Source organism: Pseudanabaena sp. Chao 1811 (assembly GCF_027942295.1).
GTDB lineage: Bacteria > Cyanobacteriota > Cyanobacteriia > Pseudanabaenales > Pseudanabaenaceae > Pseudanabaena.
Genome location: NZ_CP101416.1, coordinates 3,239,525 through 3,259,175 on the forward strand (window position 1 = coordinate 3,239,525; position 19,651 = coordinate 3,259,175).

The window sequence follows — 19,651 nt, forward strand, 5'->3', positions numbered from 1 at the left end:
AAACTTTTTATGAAATAGCGCTTTTACGAATTTCACATTATCTATCCATAACAAAATTTCAATTACAACAGGCTAAGCTATTTTGCGGGATTTAAGCACTTTTGAAAAAACGAATAATTTCACGAACATGTTCTAAAAATTGACTGTCGGTGCTGAGTTGGGCGATCGCCTGTCGAGACTCCCGCACTAATCGCTCATGCTCACGATCATTGGTTGCCCGTAAGTCTTCAATATTTGCTCCTAATTTTGATAAGTCCTTGCGTGTCTCATCGGCAAACTGCTCATATTTTGATAGCCATGAATAGGGATTTTCTTTGCTGAGTAATTCATCGTTAATTTGGCGGACTGAGTTTTCTAAATTGGCAAACCTCTGACGCAATTCTGTAATATCTTCGCGCGGATACTCAATTTGCTGCGAAATTGACCTTAAACGTTGCGATATATAATCATAGGCACTAATCGCAGGACGCAAAACCGTTAGTAATAAAGCCGCAATCGCGCCGACATAACCCACTGTCCCCACGCCACTTGATGCTAAAGCATATAGAGTGATCGCGGAAATTACATGTAACCCAAGGGCTAAGCCAAGCGATCGCTGGGCTAGCGATCGGACATAGGGCAGTTGTTTTTCATCAATATTGATGCCACGCTCTTGAGAAATAGTAGCTTGGTTGAGAACGGCTTTGGATTGAAAGTAAAGATTCCAAGGCACTGTGACAATGATAATTAACCATACAAAGATACTTGCCCCAATTACCCAATCGATGAAATTTCCAAAGGGCAAATTTAGCCATTGAGTTAGTCCAAATCCTGCCAAAAATATCAATAGCAAAACACCAAGCCAACCAATGAACTTACTCATAGGAATGATCTCAATAAGTTATCAACTATTCTTATAGCTTTCCCAGTCTAGTGAAGTTTGAGTTTATTTCCTGCGAAATTTCTGCAACTCGCTTGCTTGAAAAGCTCTATATAGCAAGCATATGAATTATGGACTTAGGAACTCTACATGTAGTTGAAAATTAGACAGAAACTTTACATCTAATACCTTCGTCTAGTATATAGTCAAATTTCATAATTACTAAGAAGTCTTAGGGGCATAAAAAATCAAACATAGTTTAGGATGGGTTGCTGTGCATCACGCCGTTCGTACTATGCCATCTGTAGCTCTAATGTAAATATCTAAATTTAGGAGATTGCAAATGCCGCGAATCGAATTGATACGTTTCATATTCTGTAGCGCAACTGTATGCTTAGCTCTGTCTCTTGGGGAATCAGCACAGGCATGCCCCGAAATCAATTTCTGCCAATATCTCACCAATGGCTCTCCTTGGGGGAGAACAATGTCAAACGAAGGAGAAAGAATAAGACCTCCAGAGCGTCGCTATGACCCAATGCAAGGCAAGATCAATCAAGCAGTCGGCATCATGAAGCTTGTCGCCCTATCGGCTGAGAAAGTGGATAAGCTTACCAAAGATCCAAGATTTCATAGGTATCACAATGGTGGCTGGGATTTCTTTCAGAGTGCCAATAACGCAGCACCAGGAGAATATTGCACTGCCTTTTTTTGGAAGAAAGATGGGCTAGTTAGAATATCGGGACCAGGAGGAGATTACAAAGGTGCACTTCTGACATTTTGGGGGCAAGATATTCCACGTCCTGAGAATATGGAAACTATCAGGGCAACACTATCCCAATCTGATGGATCACCACAAACTGTGAAAGTATTTAATTACATACTACCTGGTGATACCTATGGGGCAATTTCATTTGCCGTGCCGACCATTGAAGCAGCTTTAGATGCGATGAAGGATGTTGAAAGATTTGATATCGAGATTGAGGGTAAGTCAGTTGCCAAGGTTGAATGGCATAGCGGGCTGATGGCACGTGACAAATTGCGTGAATGTGTAAACGCCAGAGCAAGTAGATAACCCAAGTTGCTACCTATGGTAACAAGAAAAAAATGCTGCTACAAAGGACAAAAGCCGAGTAACAGCAAGAAAAATGAATGATGAAATTGTAGCGATTTATTGCCTCTGTGACGATATTCTCCGAGCGATGAATCATCAAGGTGATATACAGCAACAGATGAGTGATGCCGAAGTAATGACTACAGCTATAGTTGCAGTTGTATATTTTTGTGGAAATTTCGAGAAGGCAAGAAAACAGCTGTCAGAGTCACAATACATGCCAAATATGCTGAGTCGGAGTCGGTTCAATCGCAGATTGTATAGGGTGGAACCGATGCTATTGATGTTGTTTGAAGCTTTGGGACAAGCATGGAAACAACTGAACACCGAATCGGTTTACAGCATTGATAGTTTTCCGATCCCCGTTTGTGACAATATTCGCATATCAAGGTCAAAAATCTATGATGGAAATGAAGAGTATCGAGGCTATCAAGCCAGCAAGAAACGGTACTTTTACGGTATTAAAATTCATTTGATGGCGACAGAGTCGGGAGAACCTGGAGAGTGTAAAGTGAAGTGTGTAAAGTCTGGGATATATACAGAGAGATGATCTAGACACACAATTACCAACACTAAAACTGATGAATATACGCAAAGAATTGCTCGACGAATTGCTGCAAGAATGTAAAACACCACCTGACCTATTCGGAGAAGGAGGCATTCTGAAACAACTGACAACCGCGTTGGTGGAGAGAGCCTTGGAAGCAGAACTATCAACCCATCTGGGATACGGTAAGCACGAACCAAGACCAGAAGGACAAACCAACAGTCGCAATGGCTATAGCCAGAAAAAAGTGCAAGGTGACTTTGGCGTAGCCGAAATCGCAGTCCCCCGAGATCGGCAAGGGGAGTTTGAACCGCAGATGGTGAAGAAAGGACAAAGTCGCTTGTCAGGACTAGATGAAAAGATCATTGCTCTCTACGCACGAGGTATGAGTGTCAGGGATATTCAAGCCCAGTTGCAAGAAATGTATGGTGTTGAAGTATCACCAACACTTATTTCCAATGTTACAGATGCAGTAATTGACGAGGTGAAGCAATGGCAAAACCGTCCCCTTGAAGCAGTCTATCCAATCGTCTTTCTGGACTGTCTAGTCATCAAAGTCCGAGACAATGGCAGAGTGATTAACAAATCCTTGTACTTTGCCTTGGGCGTGAATATGGACGGGTACAAGGAATTACTGGGTATGTGGATTTCTCCGAATGAAGGTGCGAAATTCTGGTTGTCAGTACTCACCGAAATTCACAACCGTGGGGTCAAAGATATTTTGATTGCCTGTGTCGATGGCTTGACTGGTTTCCCTAATGCGATTGAGACGGTATTTCCTAAAACTCAGGTGCAGTTATGCATTGTCCACATGGTCAGAAACTCGGTCGCTTTTGTACCTTGGCAACAACGCAAGCAAGTTTGTGCTGACCTCAAGGCTATTTATAGCGCGGCGACGGAATCGGAGGCTGAGTTTAATCTCGAACTCTTTGCTGAAAAGTGGGACAAGCAATATCCATCAATCTCCAAGTCTTGGCGCAGTCATTGGGCAAACATTATCCCCTTCTTTGCTTTCCCGACCGAGATTCGCAGGGCGATTTATACCACCAATGCGATTGAGTCGATGAACAGTAGTTTGCGGAAGGTGATTAAATCCCAACAGATTTTTCCCTCTGATGATGCTGCTTTCAAGCTCGTTTATTTAGCAATGCGGAATATCTCGAAGAAGTGGACGATGCCGATTCGTGATTGGAAACCTGCTCTTAATCGCTTTGCCATCCTCTTCGAGGATCGTCTCCACGTCTAGCTTCTAGACTTTACACATTTTACTTGACAGTCTCGGACGATGCCGATTCGTGATTGGAAACCTGCTCTTAATCGCTTTGCCATCCTCTTCGAGGATCGTCTCCACGTCTAGCTTCTAGACTTTACACATTTTACTTGACAATCTCAGAACCTGTGGAGTTTTTTCTAACTTCAGGCTCATTTGCTGATGTTAGAGGGTTGAAAGTATTTCCATTTGCTTTACCTGAAGGCTCTGTAGTCTATGCAGATAAAGCTTACAACGATTATGAAGTGGAAGATTTATTGCTGGAAGCCGAGAATATCCAGCTCTCAGCTATGCGAAAACGCAATTCAAAACGACCTGTACCTGCCTATGTTCAATTTCTCCAGCACCATAAGCGCAAAGTAATTGAAACCACTGGCAGTTTGATATCACAACTTTTACCTAAATCGATTCATGCTGTTACTGCCAAGGGATTTGAGCTTAAAGTCATGCTCTTTGTCCTTGCTCTTAGCGTTAATCTATGGGTAGCAACTTAGGTTAGATAGTAATTAAAAGAAAGCGGTGCTTTGCACCGCTTTCTTTTAATTAACGCGATTTCGGGATAATTTGAAACGATTTTTGAGAGAGGGTTTGCGTAGCAAACCCTCTCTCAAAAACTAAAAGTAAAAGCCTTGCTTAGCAAGGCTTTTACTTTTGGACTGTTAAAATTTGCCAGCTTAACCCAAACTGACGTTAATTAGGGAACTTTTGAGGGAATTGGGCGGTTTCTACATTTAAAGCTACGGTTTGACCATTCCGTTTAACTTCCATCCGAATTTTGTCGCCAACAGCCCGATCTTCTACTAGTTGTGTGACTTGATCCGCTGTCAAGATATCTTGATTATCAAACTTGATGATCACATCACCACGTTTCGCACCTGCTTTTGCCGCAGGAGAATCATCAACTACTCTAGTAATTAATACCCCTTTATCTTCAGCGATTTTAATACCTAGATCAGAGTCTTGATTGACTTGTTTCTTGACATTTGGATCAACCGTTACCATTTGGATACCCAGATAGGCTCGGCTCACCTTGCCACTTTGGATCAGTTGTTTAGCTATGCGTTGGGCTGTTTCAATAGGAATCGCGAAACCTAGTCCCTGTGCGCCTTGAATGATGGCAGTATTAACACCAATGACTTCGCCATTTTGGTTAAGTAAAGGACCACCAGAGTTTCCAGGGTTAATTGCGGCATCGGTTTGAATAAAACTAACGCGCTTATCTACACCAATTTGTCCACTCTTGCGCCCGATCGCACTGATAATGCCCGCCGTCACCGTATTGTCTAGACCGAGGGGATTTCCGATCGCGATCGCCCAATCTCCGGGTTGTAAACTTGCTGAACTACCAATGCTGACAGTGGGTAGATTGTCCGATTTAACTTGGATAACAGCAACATCAGTGAGTTCATCGCTACCAATCACCTTACCTTCAATTTGACGACCATCCTTGAGGATAACGGTTACTTTATCGGCTCCACTGACAACATGGGCGTTGGTGATAATATCGCCTTCTTTGTTGATGATGAAGCCTGAGCCAGTACCCCGTTCAACCCGTTCCTTCGGCATTCGTTGCAATTGATCACCAAAAAACTGACGAAACATAGGATCTTCTAAAAATGCGTCAGGAATTTGCTGATTGTTGGCTACGGTGCGGGATGCGTTAATTCTGACCACAGCGGGACCTGTCCGATTCACCGCATCAACAACATAATTACGAGGGACAGAGATGGATTTTGCCTTGTCGCTATCTTGGGCGATCGCAGGCGATATCGATGCCACTTGGGGTAAAGGGGTAATGGCTGTCGTATTTGGCGATCGCACTCCAGATACAACTGCCCATGCACCTAAAATCACACCTAGCAGCAGCATTGAAGCATAGATCAAAGGTTGCTTGTAACGAGATTTTTTATTCGAGTCTCTCATAGCTATTTCCGCGACCAATAATATTTAGATTCTACAAAATTTTTTTGATGATTTAACTCTTTGGGTTTAGACGGAAAACCGTCAATAAAAGATCAAAACAAAGATCAAAAAAGCGTGCTCAGCACGCTTTTTTGAATTACTTTGTATTCATTGACTTCGGTAACGGTACTAATGGCTCTTCCATAGCAATTAGCACAGGTTCCTCAGCAACTGAGGTAGGAGCCTTGACGCTATTGGCAACAGGGCTAAATTGTGGGGATGAATTGAAGGTAAATAATGAACCAAATACACCAACGACAGCCGCTACAGATATACCAATACCTGCAAGTTTCCATTTGCGGCGCTGTGATCGCTTGTCAATTTCTGCAAATACGCGATCGATCATGACCTCTGTTTCTTTCTTTGCAGAGGAATTAGCAACTACTGGTACAGGTAACTCGATTAGCGATTGTCTCAGTTTCATTTGTTGCTGGTAGAGGCGACGAAAATCAACATCGTCCGATAGCCATTGCTCGACAAGTTGCTCTTCTGTCTCGGTTACTTCACCATCTATATAAGCACTGAGCAACTCAAAGCGCTCATCTGGAGTAGTCATAGAATTATTAGAAATTTGGTTAGCACTCATAACTTAAATACACCCCCTTACATACTAGACAAATAGGGTTGTAATTGCGCTTGGAGCTTCAATCTTGCTCTAGCTATACGTGATTTTACTGTACCAAGCGATACACCCGTAAGTTCCGAAATCTCTTCATAAGATAAGCCTTGAATCTCCCTCAAAACTATGGTTTCTCGGAAGCTAGCAGGCAGGTCAGTAATAGCTTGGCGGAGTTGTTCGTAGAACTCCTGCGTGGACATATTATCTATCGGGCTAGGGGCTGAGCTAGGCAAGTCCCAAGACATTTCATCGCCATCACCAGACATAAACGGTGCATCAAGGGATACAGAGCTACCTACCCTTTTCCGTTTACGCAACTCGTCATAAAACAAGTTGGTGGCAATGCGACTGAGCCAACCACGAAATTTTTCGGGTTCTTGCAAACGCTTGATATTTTTATAGACACGCAACCATACCTCTTGAGCGAGGTCGGCGCGATCTTGCCAATCGGGAGCGAGCTTATACAAAACCTGATCGACGTAGGATTGATTACGTCGCATAAGTTCTGCGAACGCAGACCTTTTCGGCTGCGCTTCCTGCTGGCACAGTTGTACCAATTCAACGATGGGGAGCTTATCAACGGACACGGAGTTGGAGGGCGTGTACCCTCCGATGCTGGTTGACCAAGATAGGCTGTAACTCATCAATCAATCGCTCCTACTGGACTTTAATCAGCAGTAGATCTACCAGAATTAGATGATCTGTATCTCTATGCTCAAGTGTCAGGACGAAGTAAGAGAAAAGTTTGTTCCTATCAAAATAGAGCTTGTCTGCATTATTTAGAGATTAGGATAATTTCTGCTTAGCAGAAATTATCCTAATCTCTATAAATATAAACAGAAAGATATTTCAAGAGGGATAATAGCAGTTAGTTTGTGTGTTTTTGATAATTCATAGATTTTCTTAGATTTTTTACTTAATTCTTTTACTTAAATTTACGTATGCAGCGATCGCAGTGGATATCAGTACTAACAGGCGTTATCGCCGTGATTTTGGGATTAGGCTATTTGATTTTGGTTCAGATACTAGATTGGCGAGGTGGTGAGATGTTACCTGCCCCCGTTGATTTGTCTTTTCTTTTTTAAAGTTTGTCGATAGAGATGCTATTTAAGTTCGTGAATAAATTTAGCCAAGATTCACAAGGTGAATCTTGGCTAAATTAAGTGGGTTTTATGAAACTAACCAGAAAAGGTCATTACAGTGTGAAGGCGATGCTCGATCTGGTGGTTTGGGCAAAGCGTAAGCCTGCATCTGTAAAAGAAATTAGCGATCGCCAATCAATACCTGCTCCATATTTAGAAAAAATTTTAATAGCCTTGCGCCAAGCGGATTTAGTGGAGTCCGTGCGGGGCGTACAGGGGGGATATAAGCTGAAGCGATCGCCTAAAGATATCTCTCTCGGTGAAATATTATCTGCTGTTGGTGAAGATACCCATCCCTTACCCAGATTAAAGCCACAGGAAAAACTAGCCTCCGATTGGGTCACATTTGCGCTCTGGCAAAGACTTGATCGCAAGCTTAAGGATGCACTCTATGGAATTTGTTTAGAAGATTTATATTACGATGCCCGCAGTTGGCAAGCCTCCCAAGGACAAAGTGCTGGATTTATAGTTTAGAGAGGGCTGTCGCTTCGCGACACCCTCTCTAAACCTTTAAGCAGATTTACTGCGAATTTGGCGCATGAGGTTTGCCATTTCGATCGCACCCATGCCAAACTCCCAACCCTTATTGCTCTTGATGCCAGCGCGTTCGAGAGCTTGCTGCATCGTGTCAGTAGTCAATACCCCGAAAATGATTGGTACACCTGTTTGAAAAGACGCGGCAGCAACACCCTTAGAAACTTCATTGGATACATAGTCAAAGTGTGGTGTATCGCCACGAATCACCGCACCCAAGCAAATAATCGCATCATAACGTCCTGAAACGGCTAATTCCTTTGCCACCATGGATATTTCCAAACTACCCGGAACCCATGCGTAGTCAACTTGACTGCCATTTTCAGAAACATCAACGCCATGGCGCAATAGTGAGTCTTGACATCCTTGGAGGAGCTTACCAACGATCAGGTCATTAAACCGAGCAACCACGATTGCAAAACGCAAACTATCAGTATTGGTAAAGCTACCTTCAAAAACTGCCATAGAGTTAAATTAAGTCAAAAGTAAAGTCGAAAATGAAAATTTAAGTATTTGATGGAGCGCCAAGCGCTCCATCAAATATTGATTAAGCTACAAAAGAATTTAAGATGCCGATGACGATGACAAAAGCTACCCAAATTAGGGAGCCAAGAAACAAGAGGGGCTTGGTTTGATTCCAAGAGCTAGGAGATGCGTATGCGACGGGTACGCCAATCACCAAAACGAAGGAAAACAGCACAAATGCAGCTAATAAAAGCTGAAATAAAATAGTCATTTTTTTAACTCCAAGTACTAAAACAAAATACCAAAATAAATCCTTTACACCAAATTAGCAGAAAATGCGTCTCTCTTAAGGGCTGAAGCAAATAGGGCAAAGAGCCGACTTTTGTGGCGTGGCGAAGCCACGCCACAAAAATCACTGGTTGTTAATTACAAAGCTCCTGCGGCAGTGCGATCGAGAATACCTTCAGAAAGATGGGTGGTGATATTGCAAGACTGTAAAACGGGTTTACCCTGTGCGCCTTGAGGATAGTCAATGACACTCACGCCGCCATTACCTTGTTTAAAGATCCAAAATTGCTCTGGTGTAAAGCCAAATAATAAACAAAGAATTGCTTTGTTCACAGCATCATGGGCGACAACTAGAGCCGTTTCTCCTGCGGGAACTGACTCCACAATTTTTTGCCAAATTACCTCAACACGATCCCATACCTGCTGTAAATTCTCGCCTTCAGGCATTTGCACAGTTTCGGGTTGTGATTGCCAAAGGGCTAGCTGACCTGCAAATTCGGCTTCGATTTCATGCTCAAATTTACCTTCCCAGAGACCGTGGGAAATTTCTTTGAGTTCATCAAATAGCTCAAGTTTGATATTGGGATGCTTGCTTAAAATTTCTAGTGCTGTATCCTTGGGACGGAGCATGGGACTGCTGAAAGCCTTGTCGATTTTGACTTTGGCGAGAAACTCACTAGCGCGTCTTGCCTGAGCATGACCATTGTTATTGAGGGGAACATCAATTTGCCCTTGGAATCGTTTTTGGCGATTCCACTCGGTTTCACCGTGGCGTACTAGCAATAGACGGGGCCCATTGTGGTTTTTCTTGAGGGGGGGCAATGGTGATTCAGTAATGTCTTCAAGGTGACTCGCAAGGTTGAGAGACTCTAGTTGCACGCCATCACTAATACTTGTGCCTTGAAAATTGAGGACGCTAATGGCGCAATTCACTTGCTGGATATTGTGATACAGGCTAATGGGGATACCGATCGCTGAGCAAATTAGCGCCCGATTAATACCACTATGTCCCACTAGTAAAATAGTTTTGTCTTGATGCTTAGGCAAGATTTCTGCCCATAGAGCCTTAGCTTGCTCGAAAAGATCAAGAATTGGATAGCGATCGCCTAGTTGAAATTTTTCTGGCTCATTTTGCCAAAGATGATATTTTTCAGGAAATTGCTCTTTGACATCACTCGCGATCATCGACTCCCACTCAGTGAGGTCGATTTCGAGCAATCCCTCAGTAGTATTTAATGCTGGTGGTTGACAATTTTCGGACAAAATAATCTGAGCAGTATGCTGAGCGCGAACTAGAGGGCTAGCATAGGCGGCATCGATACCTAAGTTGGCTAAAGCTTTTCCTGCGAGTTTAGCTTGATGTTTACCTTTGTCAGTTAATACGGACTGCAATTCTGGGCGATCGTAATTGCCCCGTCCTTGGATTTTGCTCAGGATATTGAAATTACTTTCGCCGTGACGGACGATAACTACTCGCGTACTCAGAACCTTACCCTCATCTTCATTTAAAGTTGGATAGTTGGGACAACCAGCATATCCAACACAACTACCTAATATTAAAACACTATTAAGAAATAGTAACGCTCAATGCTGCGCTATAATACTACGATAGGCTTAAGATAGCTGCTAGCTAAAATGCATCTAGCTAAAGTGCATCTAGCTGTTAGTTAAGCGCTCAAGCTTACCTACCATAATCATAAACTTGAATCATCAAGTACGCTGTTTTACCTATAGGCTGAATGCTGTAGGCAAATGGTGTAAGCACCTTCTAGATAGTTTAATAAAAGTCAGTCTAAGAAATAACCTTAGCTTTTAACGAAATCCCACCAATCTTTCCAACAACTATATTCATACTGCATTGCCATAAGTATTGCCATGAGTATTGCTCGCTCAGGTTAATGATGATAAGCAAAGCTTAGAGTCGCTAATCTGTAAGATTTTTAAAATTTAGTTTTTACACAAAGTAGATAGTAAAACCTACCTATTTCGTATAGAAACTAATTTACTTAAAAACTAAGAGCGTCATAGTTTTTGGTATCTAAACCATTCCGAACAAATCAACATGTCTCAACTATCGTGATGTCAGAGCAGACAAATTGCCCAATTACTAGCTCGGTACATAGCTAAGTATTAGGTTTACGATAAGGGCTATTTGTAATCGAAATTTTTTTCTTACTTTCGTTATTGGTATGTTCTTTGTTAAAGCCCCCTATGAATCTTTGAGGTTTTTGAGCAGGGGTCTGAAAATATTTTTCTAAACATTTTTCTAAAGTTTGTGTAAAAAAGTATTTTTCAGATAAGTTCTTAGACTGGCTCTTTTGAATCGAAGAAATTCTGAGGAAATTGAATGCCAAAGCAAATAATTATTGCCGAGCAGTATCGAATTGCTGCCGTATTTAGTGAAGATCAAATTGAAGAAATTGTTGTTGCCGCAGGAACTCACCAAGTTGGGGATGTTTACTTGGGCGTTGTCGAAAATGTTTTAACGAGTATTGATGCTGCCTTTGTAAATATTGGTGATGGCGATCGCAATGGGTTTATTCACATTACTGACCTTGGTCCCTTAAAAATGCGGCGATCGTCTGGCTCGATCAGCGATCTGGTCGTACCGCAACAGCGTGTGTTGGTTCAGGTTATGAAAGAACCAACGGGTAATAAAGGTCCCCGTTTGACGGGAAATATTTCGCTACCAGGCCGTTATGTGGTGCTACTACCCTTTGGTCGTGGGGTGAACTTATCCCGACGCATTCGCAGTGAGGCTGAGCGTAATCGTCTGCGGGCGCTGGCGATTTTGGTTAAGCCTGCGGGTATGGGTATTTTGGTGCGGACTGAGGCGGATGGGATGCCTGAGGAGCAGATTATTGAGGATCTTGATAATTTGCAACGTCAGTGGGAAGGCATTCAGCAGGATGTGGCAACCACTCGCCAGCCAACCTTGCTTGATCGCGAAAGAGATTTTGTCCAACGCGTGCTGCGTGACCTCTATAGCACTGAGGTAAATCGGATTGTCACCGATTCTAGTGATGGTTTACGCCGCATTAAGCAGCATTTACTCAACTGGGGTGATGGCAAAATTCCTAGTGGACTGCTACTCGATCATCACCGTGAACGCACTCCGATTTTGGAATATTTCCGAGTCAATGCAGGTATCCGTGAAGCGTTGAAGCCTCGCGTCGATCTGCCTAGTGGTGGCTATATCATCATTGAGCCAACCGAAGCATTAACTGTCATTGACGTTAACTCTGGCTCCTTTACCAAGTCCCAAACCTCTCGCGAGACGGTGCTTTGGACAAACTGTGAAGCGGCTGTAGAGATTGCCCGTCAGATTCGCTTGCGAAATATTGCAGGCGTGATCGTGGTGGACTTCATTGATATGGATACGCGCCGCGACCAATTGCAGTTATTGGAATACTTTAATAAAGCTTTGCGATCGGATAAGTCACGTCCGCAAATCGCGCAGTTGACGGAGTTAGGACTGGTTGAGTTGACCCGTAAGCGCCAAGGTCAGAGTATTTATGAATTATTTGGTCGTCCCTGTTCGACCTGTGGTGGTCTAGGACATTTGATGCATTTACCTGGGGAAGCCGCAGGTCAGCCCGTAGACTCGACTTCACGGACTTGGGAATCGAAGCAGTCTAACCAACTCGACTTTACCTCTGAGTATGAGGATGGTGATTCGGAGTTAGGTGGTGGACTAGAGCCAAATTTGGTCAATCATCCGAGCTATCAAGAGCGGGGCAATTTACGCAGACGTAGCAAGCGTACATTACTCAATAAGGATTCTCGCGAGTTGCGTGAAGTGGAAAAGGTTGCACCTGTGGATGTGCGATCGCGGGTTGAGCCACGCTTTGAACCTCGGGTTGAGCCACGTTTTGAGCCACGTATCGAACGCGATCGCGAAATTATTGAGCGAGCAGTGCCTAGTAAGATCTCCTTACCAAGCATTACCCAAACCAAGCACATTGCTGAACCTGTCGAAGAATTAATTGAGGTGGTCGAGCCTGCACCGATCGCAACGGTGGAGAATGTACCTGAACGTCCTAATAAACGGGAATTACGCACTAAGGTTGTGGAGCCACCAGAGGTCGTTGTCGTAGAGATGACCGAGGAAGAGCAGGATGTATATTCCTTGCTCGGCGTTTCACCCTTAGTACTAGTTGAGCACGAAGTCAAAGATCCTCGTAATGTGATTGTCACTGTTGCTTTACCGGGGCAAGCTCCTAGAATTGCAAATGCCATCAAATCTAGTCCTATTGTTGAAGCTAATGAATTAGCCACCGAAAACTCGCTCGCTCTTGAGTCTGATGACGGGGCTGAGATAGATACTGTGGTAACAATCTCTGAGGTTGCGATTAGTGAATCACCGAGTGCAAATATTAGTAATGGCATTACTAATCCTAATGGTGTGATTTTGAAAGTCAATCGGGCGCAACCAGTTGGATCTATTGATACTGAATCAGATACCGATTTAAGAACTGATTTGTTAGATAACTCTAAAGAATTTGTGCCAATTCAATCGCCCGAAGCATCACGCCGTAAGCGTTCTTCCGCTTCACAAGCTTAAATAAAAATAACGTCAGTTCGGGTTAAGCTGGCAAATTTTAAAACCCAAAAATCTTGCTTAGCAAGGCTTTTGGGTTTTGAGAGAGGGTTTGCGTAGCAAACCCTCTCTCAAAACCCATATCTCGAACTCGCATTACAAATAAGAACAAAAGGGACGCAATGCGTCCCTTTTGTTTATGGATTGTTAAAAGACTAGATCTATAGCTAACTTTTTGAGATTAATTACATGGAGCTTATAACCTGAGATGTCATTAGTCGCGATCGCCACTAAATTAATATCAATTGGCGCGATCGCTGTAACTTCACCATCAATGATTAAGTTGCTAATATTATTGCCGCGTAAATCTAGCAACATTAAAATTGTTTGATAAGCGTTGTAATTCGCTGTAATCGTATAGCCCCAAGGCGTAGCTGCCATCAAGATGACTTCATACTCTAATGGTATTCGCACTAAACGATAGGGTTTGAGATCGAGCAAATAAAGATTTTGACTATTGCCTGCTTCTCGTAAAAGTACGCGATCGCTAGTAAAAGTGGCGATACCTGACTCGATCGGTATCGGCAAAGCCAGACGATACATAATATTGCAACGACGGGAAATGACGATCGCGCGACTTTCATTAGTTTCGGGTTTATTGGCGATCGCAACCAGATGATGCTGATCAAAGGCAATAATGCAGCTTAAATCTCTAGTCGCAAACTCTAAACGCATCGCCCTGCCATAGACAAGATTTCTAATTTCAAGTTGCTTGCCTGTGGATATTGCAAACCAATCTCCGTGAGGTGAAACCGTCCATTTAAATGGCTGGGTAGATTGATATAAAGATTTTGGTTTACCCTGTACAAACTGATAAAGCGATCGCTTCGTCAGAGCAAATAAAGACTTTTTCGTAAAGACAATCTCCTCAATTTGGTGTTCAGATTTCGCAATTAACTCTTCTTGATCAAGGTTGAGACTATGCCAACGTAAATGCAAACTTGATGTGCTATAAAAACGCGCTTTACCTGCCCCCGCTAAGCCCACAATTCTCTCAGACACATCTTTTTGGGCAAAATTATTTGTATGTTGAGAAAACAGAACTGTTGTACAACTTTCGATATCAGATCCTGATTTGAACTGACCAAAATTTATCTGACTAAAATCTTCAGAATTAATAGCTGCTAACAGATCTAAACGCATCTCTTGAGCTGATGTATAGCGGCGCTTAGGTAGTTTTTCCAGCGATCGCGCAATTACTGCTTGTAGCGATCGGGGCAAACTATCAGGAACAATTACCCTTTGATTTAAATGGGCGTTCATTAGTTCAGTAGGCATCCCTGAAAAAGGTCGCTTACCAACTAACAGCTCATACAAAATAATGCCCACCGCATAAAGATCTGACCCTTCTGAAAATTGACCATAAAATCGTTCAGGAGCCATATAACCAGGGGAACCTGTATTACTACCATCAGAGCCAATTTCTTGACTAAGACGGGCAATCCCAAAATCAGAGATCTTTGCCTTCCAACCCTTGGCAGTAATCTTTAATAGGACATTTTCAGGCTTGATATCACAATGAATAATATTGGCGGTATGGGCATGTTCTAAACCCAGCAAAATATCATTAACTAAATCAAAGCATTGCTGTACCGATAATGCCTTGGGATAGTTCATCAAATCTCGGAGAGTTCCACCCTCGCAATAGTCCATCACCAAATAACGGTAATTGAGGTGATGCACCAATGCCGTACAAGACACAATATTTTCATGTTGTAGGGTCAATAAAAATCGTAACTCTCTTAACAGTTTGCTCGTAGGAAACCGCTTGTTTTCCAGTTCCTTAAGGGCAACCAGATTTCCTGTATCTCGTACACGCGCACACAAAACTTTTCCGAATTGACCTCTGCCAACTAAGCCTAAAATCCGATATTTAGAGAACTGTGAGTTAGCTTTTGCATTCATACGAGCAACTTCAAGTCTCAAAAACTGCTTTCTTCGTGCGCTTGAACAAGGCAGTTATCTAACTCCTGTTAAATTTAATGATATTTCCTGAAATGATGGTACGACAATCACTAGGCTAAAAATAAAAAATAGTGAAGCAAACTGCCTCTATTCCATTACTTTTAGGGTTTTCGGATCATAGCGATCGCATTGCTTAACATTTCGTTGCAAAACATCTAGAGAGATGTCCAAAGATTGTCGATATCATGGTAAAGATTGATATATAAAACGTAATATTTCTCAGCTAAATCGTTCTTCAACGTTAATTCAAATTTATGAGTCAAGCTTCTGCATCCGCCGATGTTCCTAGCATTGGTCGTCGTCGATTTCTAAACCTAGTTTTAGGGGGGTCTGCTGCCGTAACCACCCTTGGTGCTGCCTACCCATTCTTGGCATATTTTGTACCTCCATCTCGTGGTGGCGCTGGCGGTGGTGTATCCGCTAAAGATGCCTTGGGTAAAGATATTATTGCTTCGGCTTTCTTGGCAAGTCATCAACCCGGTGAACGTGAGCTTGCTCAAGGACTTAAAGGCGACCCCACCTACATTGTTGTTACTGAAAATAGAGAAATTGCTTCCTACGGATTAAATGCAGTTTGTACTCACCTTGGTTGCGTTGTACCTTGGAATGCTGCCGAGAACAAGTTTATTTGCCCTTGTCATGGCTCTCAGTACAACAACGAAGGTAAAGTTGTCCGTGGTCCTGCGCCTCTGTCCCTTGCTCTTGCCCATGCCACAGTTGAGGATGACGTTGTACAATTTAGCACTTGGACGGAAACTGACTTCCGCACCAATGAAGCTCCTTGGTGGTCTTAGTAGTTTGCCAGAACTCTTTGCAATCGGTATTTAAATCACATTTGAACTCATACATGAAAAAAGCTTTATCCCGTGCTAAACGACTACTTGTCGGCGTTAGCCTATGCGTCCTCACCAGCTTGACTTTGTTATTTGGACTGAATAACCAGTCTGCCTTTGCTTATCCTTACTTTGCCCAAGAAGCTTACAAAACTCCTCGTGAAGCAACTGGCAAAATTGTCTGTGCTAACTGTCACTTAGCGAAAAAGGGGATTGAGCTAGAATTGCCTCAATCTGTTAAGCCCGATTCTGTATTTGAAGCAGTAGTAAAGGTTCCCTACGACCACACCAAACAGCAAGTAGCTGCTGATGGTAGCAAAACAGGTTTGAATATTGGTGCAGTTTTAGTATTGCCTGAAGGTTTCAAGATTGCTCCTGAAGAGCGCTTATCTGAAGAATTAAAGGAAAAAACTAAAGATATTTATTACCAACCCTACAGCGACGATCAAGAAAATATCGTTCTTGTTGGTCCTATCTCTGGTGATGAGTATTCCGAAATTGTATTCCCAGTCCTTTCTCCTGACCCTGCAACAGACAAGAATATCCACTTCTTGAAGTATTCTGTATACGCAGGTGGTAACCGTGGTCGCGGTCAAGTTTACCCCACTGGTGAAAAGAGCAATAACAACGAATATACTTCTTCTGTTTCTGGTCTAGTTACTCAAATTAGCCCGATCGCTCCTAATGAAGATGAAGGTATCTATGGCGGTTATGAAATCTCTATCCAAACTACCGATGGCAGCATTGCCGTAGAGAAGGTTCCTGCTGGTGCTGAGCTAGTTGTCGAGCCTGGTAGTGAGGTTAAGGTGGGTGCACCTCTAACTACTAATCCTAACGTTGGTGGTTTTGGTCAGCATGATGGCGAAATCGTTCTTCAAGACCCTCGCCGCATTCAAGGTTTACTAGCATTCTTCGCCGCAGTAATCGTTACTCAAATTCTGTTAGTACTGAAGAAGAAGCAAGTCGAAAAGGTTCAAGCTGTAGAAATGAACTTCTAAAAAACAAACACCCAATGGGTGCTTGTTTTGTAATTAAAGGCGGTGCATTGCACCGCCTTTAATTTTTGAATGTTAGATTGTGGAAATTTCTTTTTCTTTTTCGGCAGTTACCTTATCGATAGTTTTAACGAATTTTTCCGTTAACTTATCTACTTGCTCTTGTTGACTTTTAGAATCATCTTCAGAAATTTCTTTTGCTTTTTCTAGCTTGCGAATTGAATCGATCGCATCCCGACGCACATTCCGAATTGCAACTTTGCCTTCTTCGGCAAGCTTAGCGACCATCTTTACCAACTCTTTACGACGCTCAGTAGTTAAAGGTGGAATATTTAAGCGAATGCTCGTGCCGTCATTATTAGGGGTTAGCCCAATATCAGACTCAGAAATGGCTTTTTCGATCGCCCGCATGGTTGAACGATCAAAGGGTTGAATTTGCAAGGTGGTTGCATCAGGCGAAGAAATATTTGCCAAAGCCTTGAGATGCGTTTCTGCACCATAATATTCCACCGTAATCCGATCTAACAGCGAAGCATTAGCACGCCCCGTTCGCACACTATTAAAATTGTGCTGGGTCGCTTCTACAGCTTTCTGCATTCGCGCCTCAACATCAGTTAACTTCACAGGAACCTCCAACATAAGTACCAATCGATTCTCCCATGACGACGCGACGAATGTTACCTGTTACACCGAGATCAAACACAATAATTGGGATGCCATTTTCTTTGCAAAGTGCAAAAGCTGTAGCATCCATAACGCGCAGATCATTGATGAGAGCATGGTCAAAACTAACGGATTGAAACCGCTTTGCCTCAGGATTTTTCTTGGGGTCGCTGTCATAAATACCATCGACCTTGGTTGCCTTCAGGATGACATCGGCATTAATTTCGGCTCCCCGTAAAGCGGCAGTTGTGTCAGTGGTGAAATAAGGATTACCTGAGCCTGCGCCAAAAATAACCACCCGATTGTTTTCAAGGTGGCGAATGGCACGACGGCGGATATATGGCTCTGCGATTTCCTGCATGGCGATCGCTGACATTACTCGGGTGGGAATCGGATCGTCCAAATGCTCAAAGGCATCTTGTAAAGTCAGAGCATTCATCACGGTGGCGATCATACCAATGTAATCAGCCGTAGCGCGATCCATACCCTTGTCCGCACCATTAATACCCCGAAAGATATTACCTCCACCAACAACGATTGCTACCTCAATGCCATCACGAACAATTTCGGCAACCTGTAAAGCAATATTTTGAACAACTTCAGGATCAATACCAAAACTGCGAGCGCCCATGAGCGCCTCGCCACTGAGTTTTAATAAAATGCGTTTATATTTTGGGAGTTCTTGACTTGTAATGACTGCGTTCATGTTTCATTCCTACTAGTTATTTAAAAGACGGCAGGATCTTCGGTTTAGGAGCGGCGTACCTATCCTAATTTCTAGATCACCATCTATAGAGCGATCGCTGTTTATGGTTTTCTCTCTCTAGATCAGACGTATCTACATACCATTGCGGTTTCTACGACAAATGGCGTAACTTAACTAACTCTACATAATCTATTTAGTCCTTTGCATACTCTGGACGGTGATTGTTGTCACCATCAATGCCTTGCAGAGAAGCATTAGAAAAATCTGTGCAATTTAAATTTGTGCCATTGAGGTTAGTTCTTAGTAAAGATGCACCTTTAAAATCGGCTTTATAGCAATTGGATTTACTAAGATTTGCGCCATCGAGACGCGCTCTACCTAACTGAGCATCAATCAAAAAAGCTCCATTAAGGTCGGCTTCCTGTAGATTGGCATCATTAAGATTGGCACTACTTAGATTTGCCCCACTGAGATCAGTTTTGGACAATAAAGCATCACTGAGATTGGCAGCATACAAATTCGCATGGGAAAGATCAGATGCGGAAAGATTTGCCTGACTAAGATTAGCTTCACTGAAGCTTGCCCCACTCAAATTAGCGCCTTGAAAATTTGCACCGTTTAGTTTTGCCCCATCTAGATTTGCTCCTTTCAAAAATGCTTCGGTGAGATTTGCGCCTTCTAGGTTAGCTCCGACTAGAGATACACAACTTAAATTTGCTCCTGTTAAGTCCGAATTTACAAGACTCACAGCATTTAGATTAGCGCCAGTGAGGTCAGCATCTTTGAGATTAGTCCTTTCTAACCTAGCACCATGCAAATCAGCCTTAATCAGACTAGCACCATTTAGATCTGCCTCACAGAGATTTGCATCATTTAGACTTGCTCGATATAGAACTGCCGCATTTAGCTTTGCGCCATATAAATTTGCTTCATTTAAAGTGGTTGCCGATAGGTTAGTTTCACTGAGATCGGCGTTATTGAGGGCGATCGCTGTTAATCCTGCACCACTGAGATTTTCACCACTGAGATCGATTTCACTAAAATCTCGAAAGCCCTTGTTATAGCGATCGACAAGTTCTCTAGCTTTCATTA

The 19,651-nt window shown here is 42.9% G+C and carries 20 protein-coding genes; 9 read left to right on the top strand and 11 right to left on the bottom strand.

Features of this window, described 5'->3' with window-relative positions:
- Positions 1-91: 91 nt before the first annotated feature.
- A complete protein-coding gene (locus NMG48_RS14890) occupies positions 92-862 on the bottom strand; it encodes a hypothetical protein (protein ID WP_271252286.1) in 771 nt (256 codons plus the stop codon).
- Positions 863-1,343: 481 nt separating this feature from the next.
- Between NMG48_RS14890 and NMG48_RS14895 the strand changes: the two genes are divergently transcribed.
- The 4 genes from NMG48_RS14895 to NMG48_RS14910 all read left to right on the top strand — a co-directional run bounded on the left by NMG48_RS14895 (position 1,344) and on the right by NMG48_RS14910 (position 4,281).
- Positions 1,344-1,931 carry a hypothetical protein gene (locus NMG48_RS14895; RefSeq protein ID WP_271252287.1) on the top strand — a complete coding sequence of 196 codons (588 nt, stop codon included), beginning with the start codon at positions 1,344-1,346 and terminating at the stop codon, positions 1,929-1,931.
- A gap of 73 nt (positions 1,932-2,004) precedes the next feature.
- Positions 2,005-2,520: a transposase gene (locus tag NMG48_RS14900; RefSeq protein WP_271252288.1), complete on the top strand. Its 516-nt coding sequence runs from the start codon at positions 2,005-2,007 to the stop codon at positions 2,518-2,520.
- 31 nt (positions 2,521-2,551) lie between these two features.
- Positions 2,552-3,763 carry an IS256 family transposase gene (locus NMG48_RS14905; protein ID WP_271251743.1) on the top strand — a complete coding sequence of 404 codons (1,212 nt, stop codon included), beginning with the start codon at positions 2,552-2,554 and terminating at the stop codon, positions 3,761-3,763.
- 134 nt (positions 3,764-3,897) lie between these two features.
- A complete protein-coding gene (locus NMG48_RS14910) occupies positions 3,898-4,281 on the top strand; it encodes a hypothetical protein (protein WP_271252289.1) in 384 nt (127 codons plus the stop codon).
- Positions 4,282-4,477: 196 nt separating this feature from the next.
- Here the strand turns inward: NMG48_RS14910 and NMG48_RS14915 are convergent, their stop codons facing one another.
- From NMG48_RS14915 to NMG48_RS14925, 3 genes are all read right to left on the bottom strand, one after another.
- Positions 4,478-5,710 carry an HhoA/HhoB/HtrA family serine endopeptidase gene (locus NMG48_RS14915; protein WP_271252290.1) on the bottom strand — a complete coding sequence of 411 codons (1,233 nt, stop codon included), beginning with the start codon at positions 5,708-5,710 and terminating at the stop codon, positions 4,478-4,480.
- 136 nt (positions 5,711-5,846) lie between these two features.
- Complete coding sequence (locus tag NMG48_RS14920) at positions 5,847-6,305, bottom strand: anti-sigma factor family protein (protein WP_271252291.1); 459 nt, start codon at positions 6,303-6,305, stop codon at positions 5,847-5,849.
- Between the two features lie 47 nt (positions 6,306-6,352).
- Entirely contained in the window at positions 6,353-7,012 is a 660-nt protein-coding gene (locus NMG48_RS14925) for a sigma-70 family RNA polymerase sigma factor (RefSeq protein WP_126387401.1), read from the bottom strand.
- Between the two features lie 297 nt (positions 7,013-7,309).
- Between NMG48_RS14925 and NMG48_RS14930 the strand changes: the two genes are divergently transcribed.
- Positions 7,310-7,453, top strand: coding sequence for a hypothetical protein (locus NMG48_RS14930; RefSeq protein WP_169362217.1), 144 nt, complete (start codon positions 7,310-7,312; stop codon positions 7,451-7,453).
- Positions 7,454-7,540: 87 nt separating this feature from the next.
- The gene (locus tag NMG48_RS14935; protein WP_169362216.1) at positions 7,541-7,984 is read left to right on the top strand and encodes an RrF2 family transcriptional regulator; all 444 of its coding nucleotides are present in this window, start codon (positions 7,541-7,543) and stop codon (positions 7,982-7,984) included.
- 36 nt (positions 7,985-8,020) lie between these two features.
- On the opposite strand, the gene ribH is transcribed toward NMG48_RS14935, so the two are convergent.
- The 3 genes from ribH to NMG48_RS14950 all read right to left on the bottom strand — a co-directional run bounded on the left by ribH (position 8,021) and on the right by NMG48_RS14950 (position 10,282).
- Positions 8,021-8,509, bottom strand: a complete 489-nt coding sequence (gene ribH / locus NMG48_RS14940; RefSeq protein WP_169362215.1) for a 6,7-dimethyl-8-ribityllumazine synthase — start codon at positions 8,507-8,509, stop codon at positions 8,021-8,023.
- Positions 8,510-8,591: 82 nt separating this feature from the next.
- Entirely contained in the window at positions 8,592-8,780 is a 189-nt protein-coding gene (gene psbZ / locus NMG48_RS14945) for a photosystem II reaction center protein PsbZ (protein WP_126387395.1), read from the bottom strand.
- A 155-nt stretch (positions 8,781-8,935) separates the two neighbouring features.
- Positions 8,936-10,282 carry a histidine phosphatase family protein gene (locus NMG48_RS14950; RefSeq protein ID WP_271255282.1) on the bottom strand — a complete coding sequence of 449 codons (1,347 nt, stop codon included), beginning with the start codon at positions 10,280-10,282 and terminating at the stop codon, positions 8,936-8,938.
- 862 nt (positions 10,283-11,144) lie between these two features.
- Between NMG48_RS14950 and NMG48_RS14955 the strand changes: the two genes are divergently transcribed.
- Positions 11,145-13,361, top strand: coding sequence for an Rne/Rng family ribonuclease (locus tag NMG48_RS14955; RefSeq protein ID WP_271252292.1), 2,217 nt, complete (start codon positions 11,145-11,147; stop codon positions 13,359-13,361).
- 183 nt (positions 13,362-13,544) lie between these two features.
- Here NMG48_RS14955 and NMG48_RS14960 read toward each other — a convergent pair whose 3' ends face one another.
- Positions 13,545-15,302 carry a serine/threonine protein kinase gene (locus NMG48_RS14960; RefSeq protein ID WP_271252293.1) on the bottom strand — a complete coding sequence of 586 codons (1,758 nt, stop codon included), beginning with the start codon at positions 15,300-15,302 and terminating at the stop codon, positions 13,545-13,547.
- Between the two features lie 314 nt (positions 15,303-15,616).
- Between NMG48_RS14960 and petC the strand changes: the two genes are divergently transcribed.
- Positions 15,617-16,156, top strand: coding sequence for a cytochrome b6-f complex iron-sulfur subunit (petC, locus tag NMG48_RS14965; protein WP_126387392.1), 540 nt, complete (start codon positions 15,617-15,619; stop codon positions 16,154-16,156).
- Between the two features lie 53 nt (positions 16,157-16,209).
- Positions 16,210-17,193: an apocytochrome f gene (locus tag NMG48_RS14970; RefSeq protein WP_271252294.1), complete on the top strand. Its 984-nt coding sequence runs from the start codon at positions 16,210-16,212 to the stop codon at positions 17,191-17,193.
- 72 nt (positions 17,194-17,265) lie between these two features.
- Here the strand turns inward: NMG48_RS14970 and frr are convergent, their stop codons facing one another.
- The 3 genes from frr to NMG48_RS14985 form a co-directional block, all read right to left on the bottom strand.
- Entirely contained in the window at positions 17,266-17,814 is a 549-nt protein-coding gene (gene frr, locus NMG48_RS14975; RefSeq protein WP_271252295.1) for a ribosome recycling factor, read from the bottom strand.
- The gene (pyrH, locus tag NMG48_RS14980) at positions 17,801-18,559 is read right to left on the bottom strand and encodes a UMP kinase (protein ID WP_271252296.1); all 759 of its coding nucleotides are present in this window, start codon (positions 18,557-18,559) and stop codon (positions 17,801-17,803) included. The genes frr and pyrH overlap by 14 nt, the downstream gene beginning before the upstream one ends.
- A 193-nt stretch (positions 18,560-18,752) precedes the next feature.
- Positions 18,753-19,649: a pentapeptide repeat-containing protein gene (locus tag NMG48_RS14985; RefSeq protein ID WP_271252297.1), complete on the bottom strand. Its 897-nt coding sequence runs from the start codon at positions 19,647-19,649 to the stop codon at positions 18,753-18,755.
- Positions 19,650-19,651 lie beyond the last annotated feature (2 nt).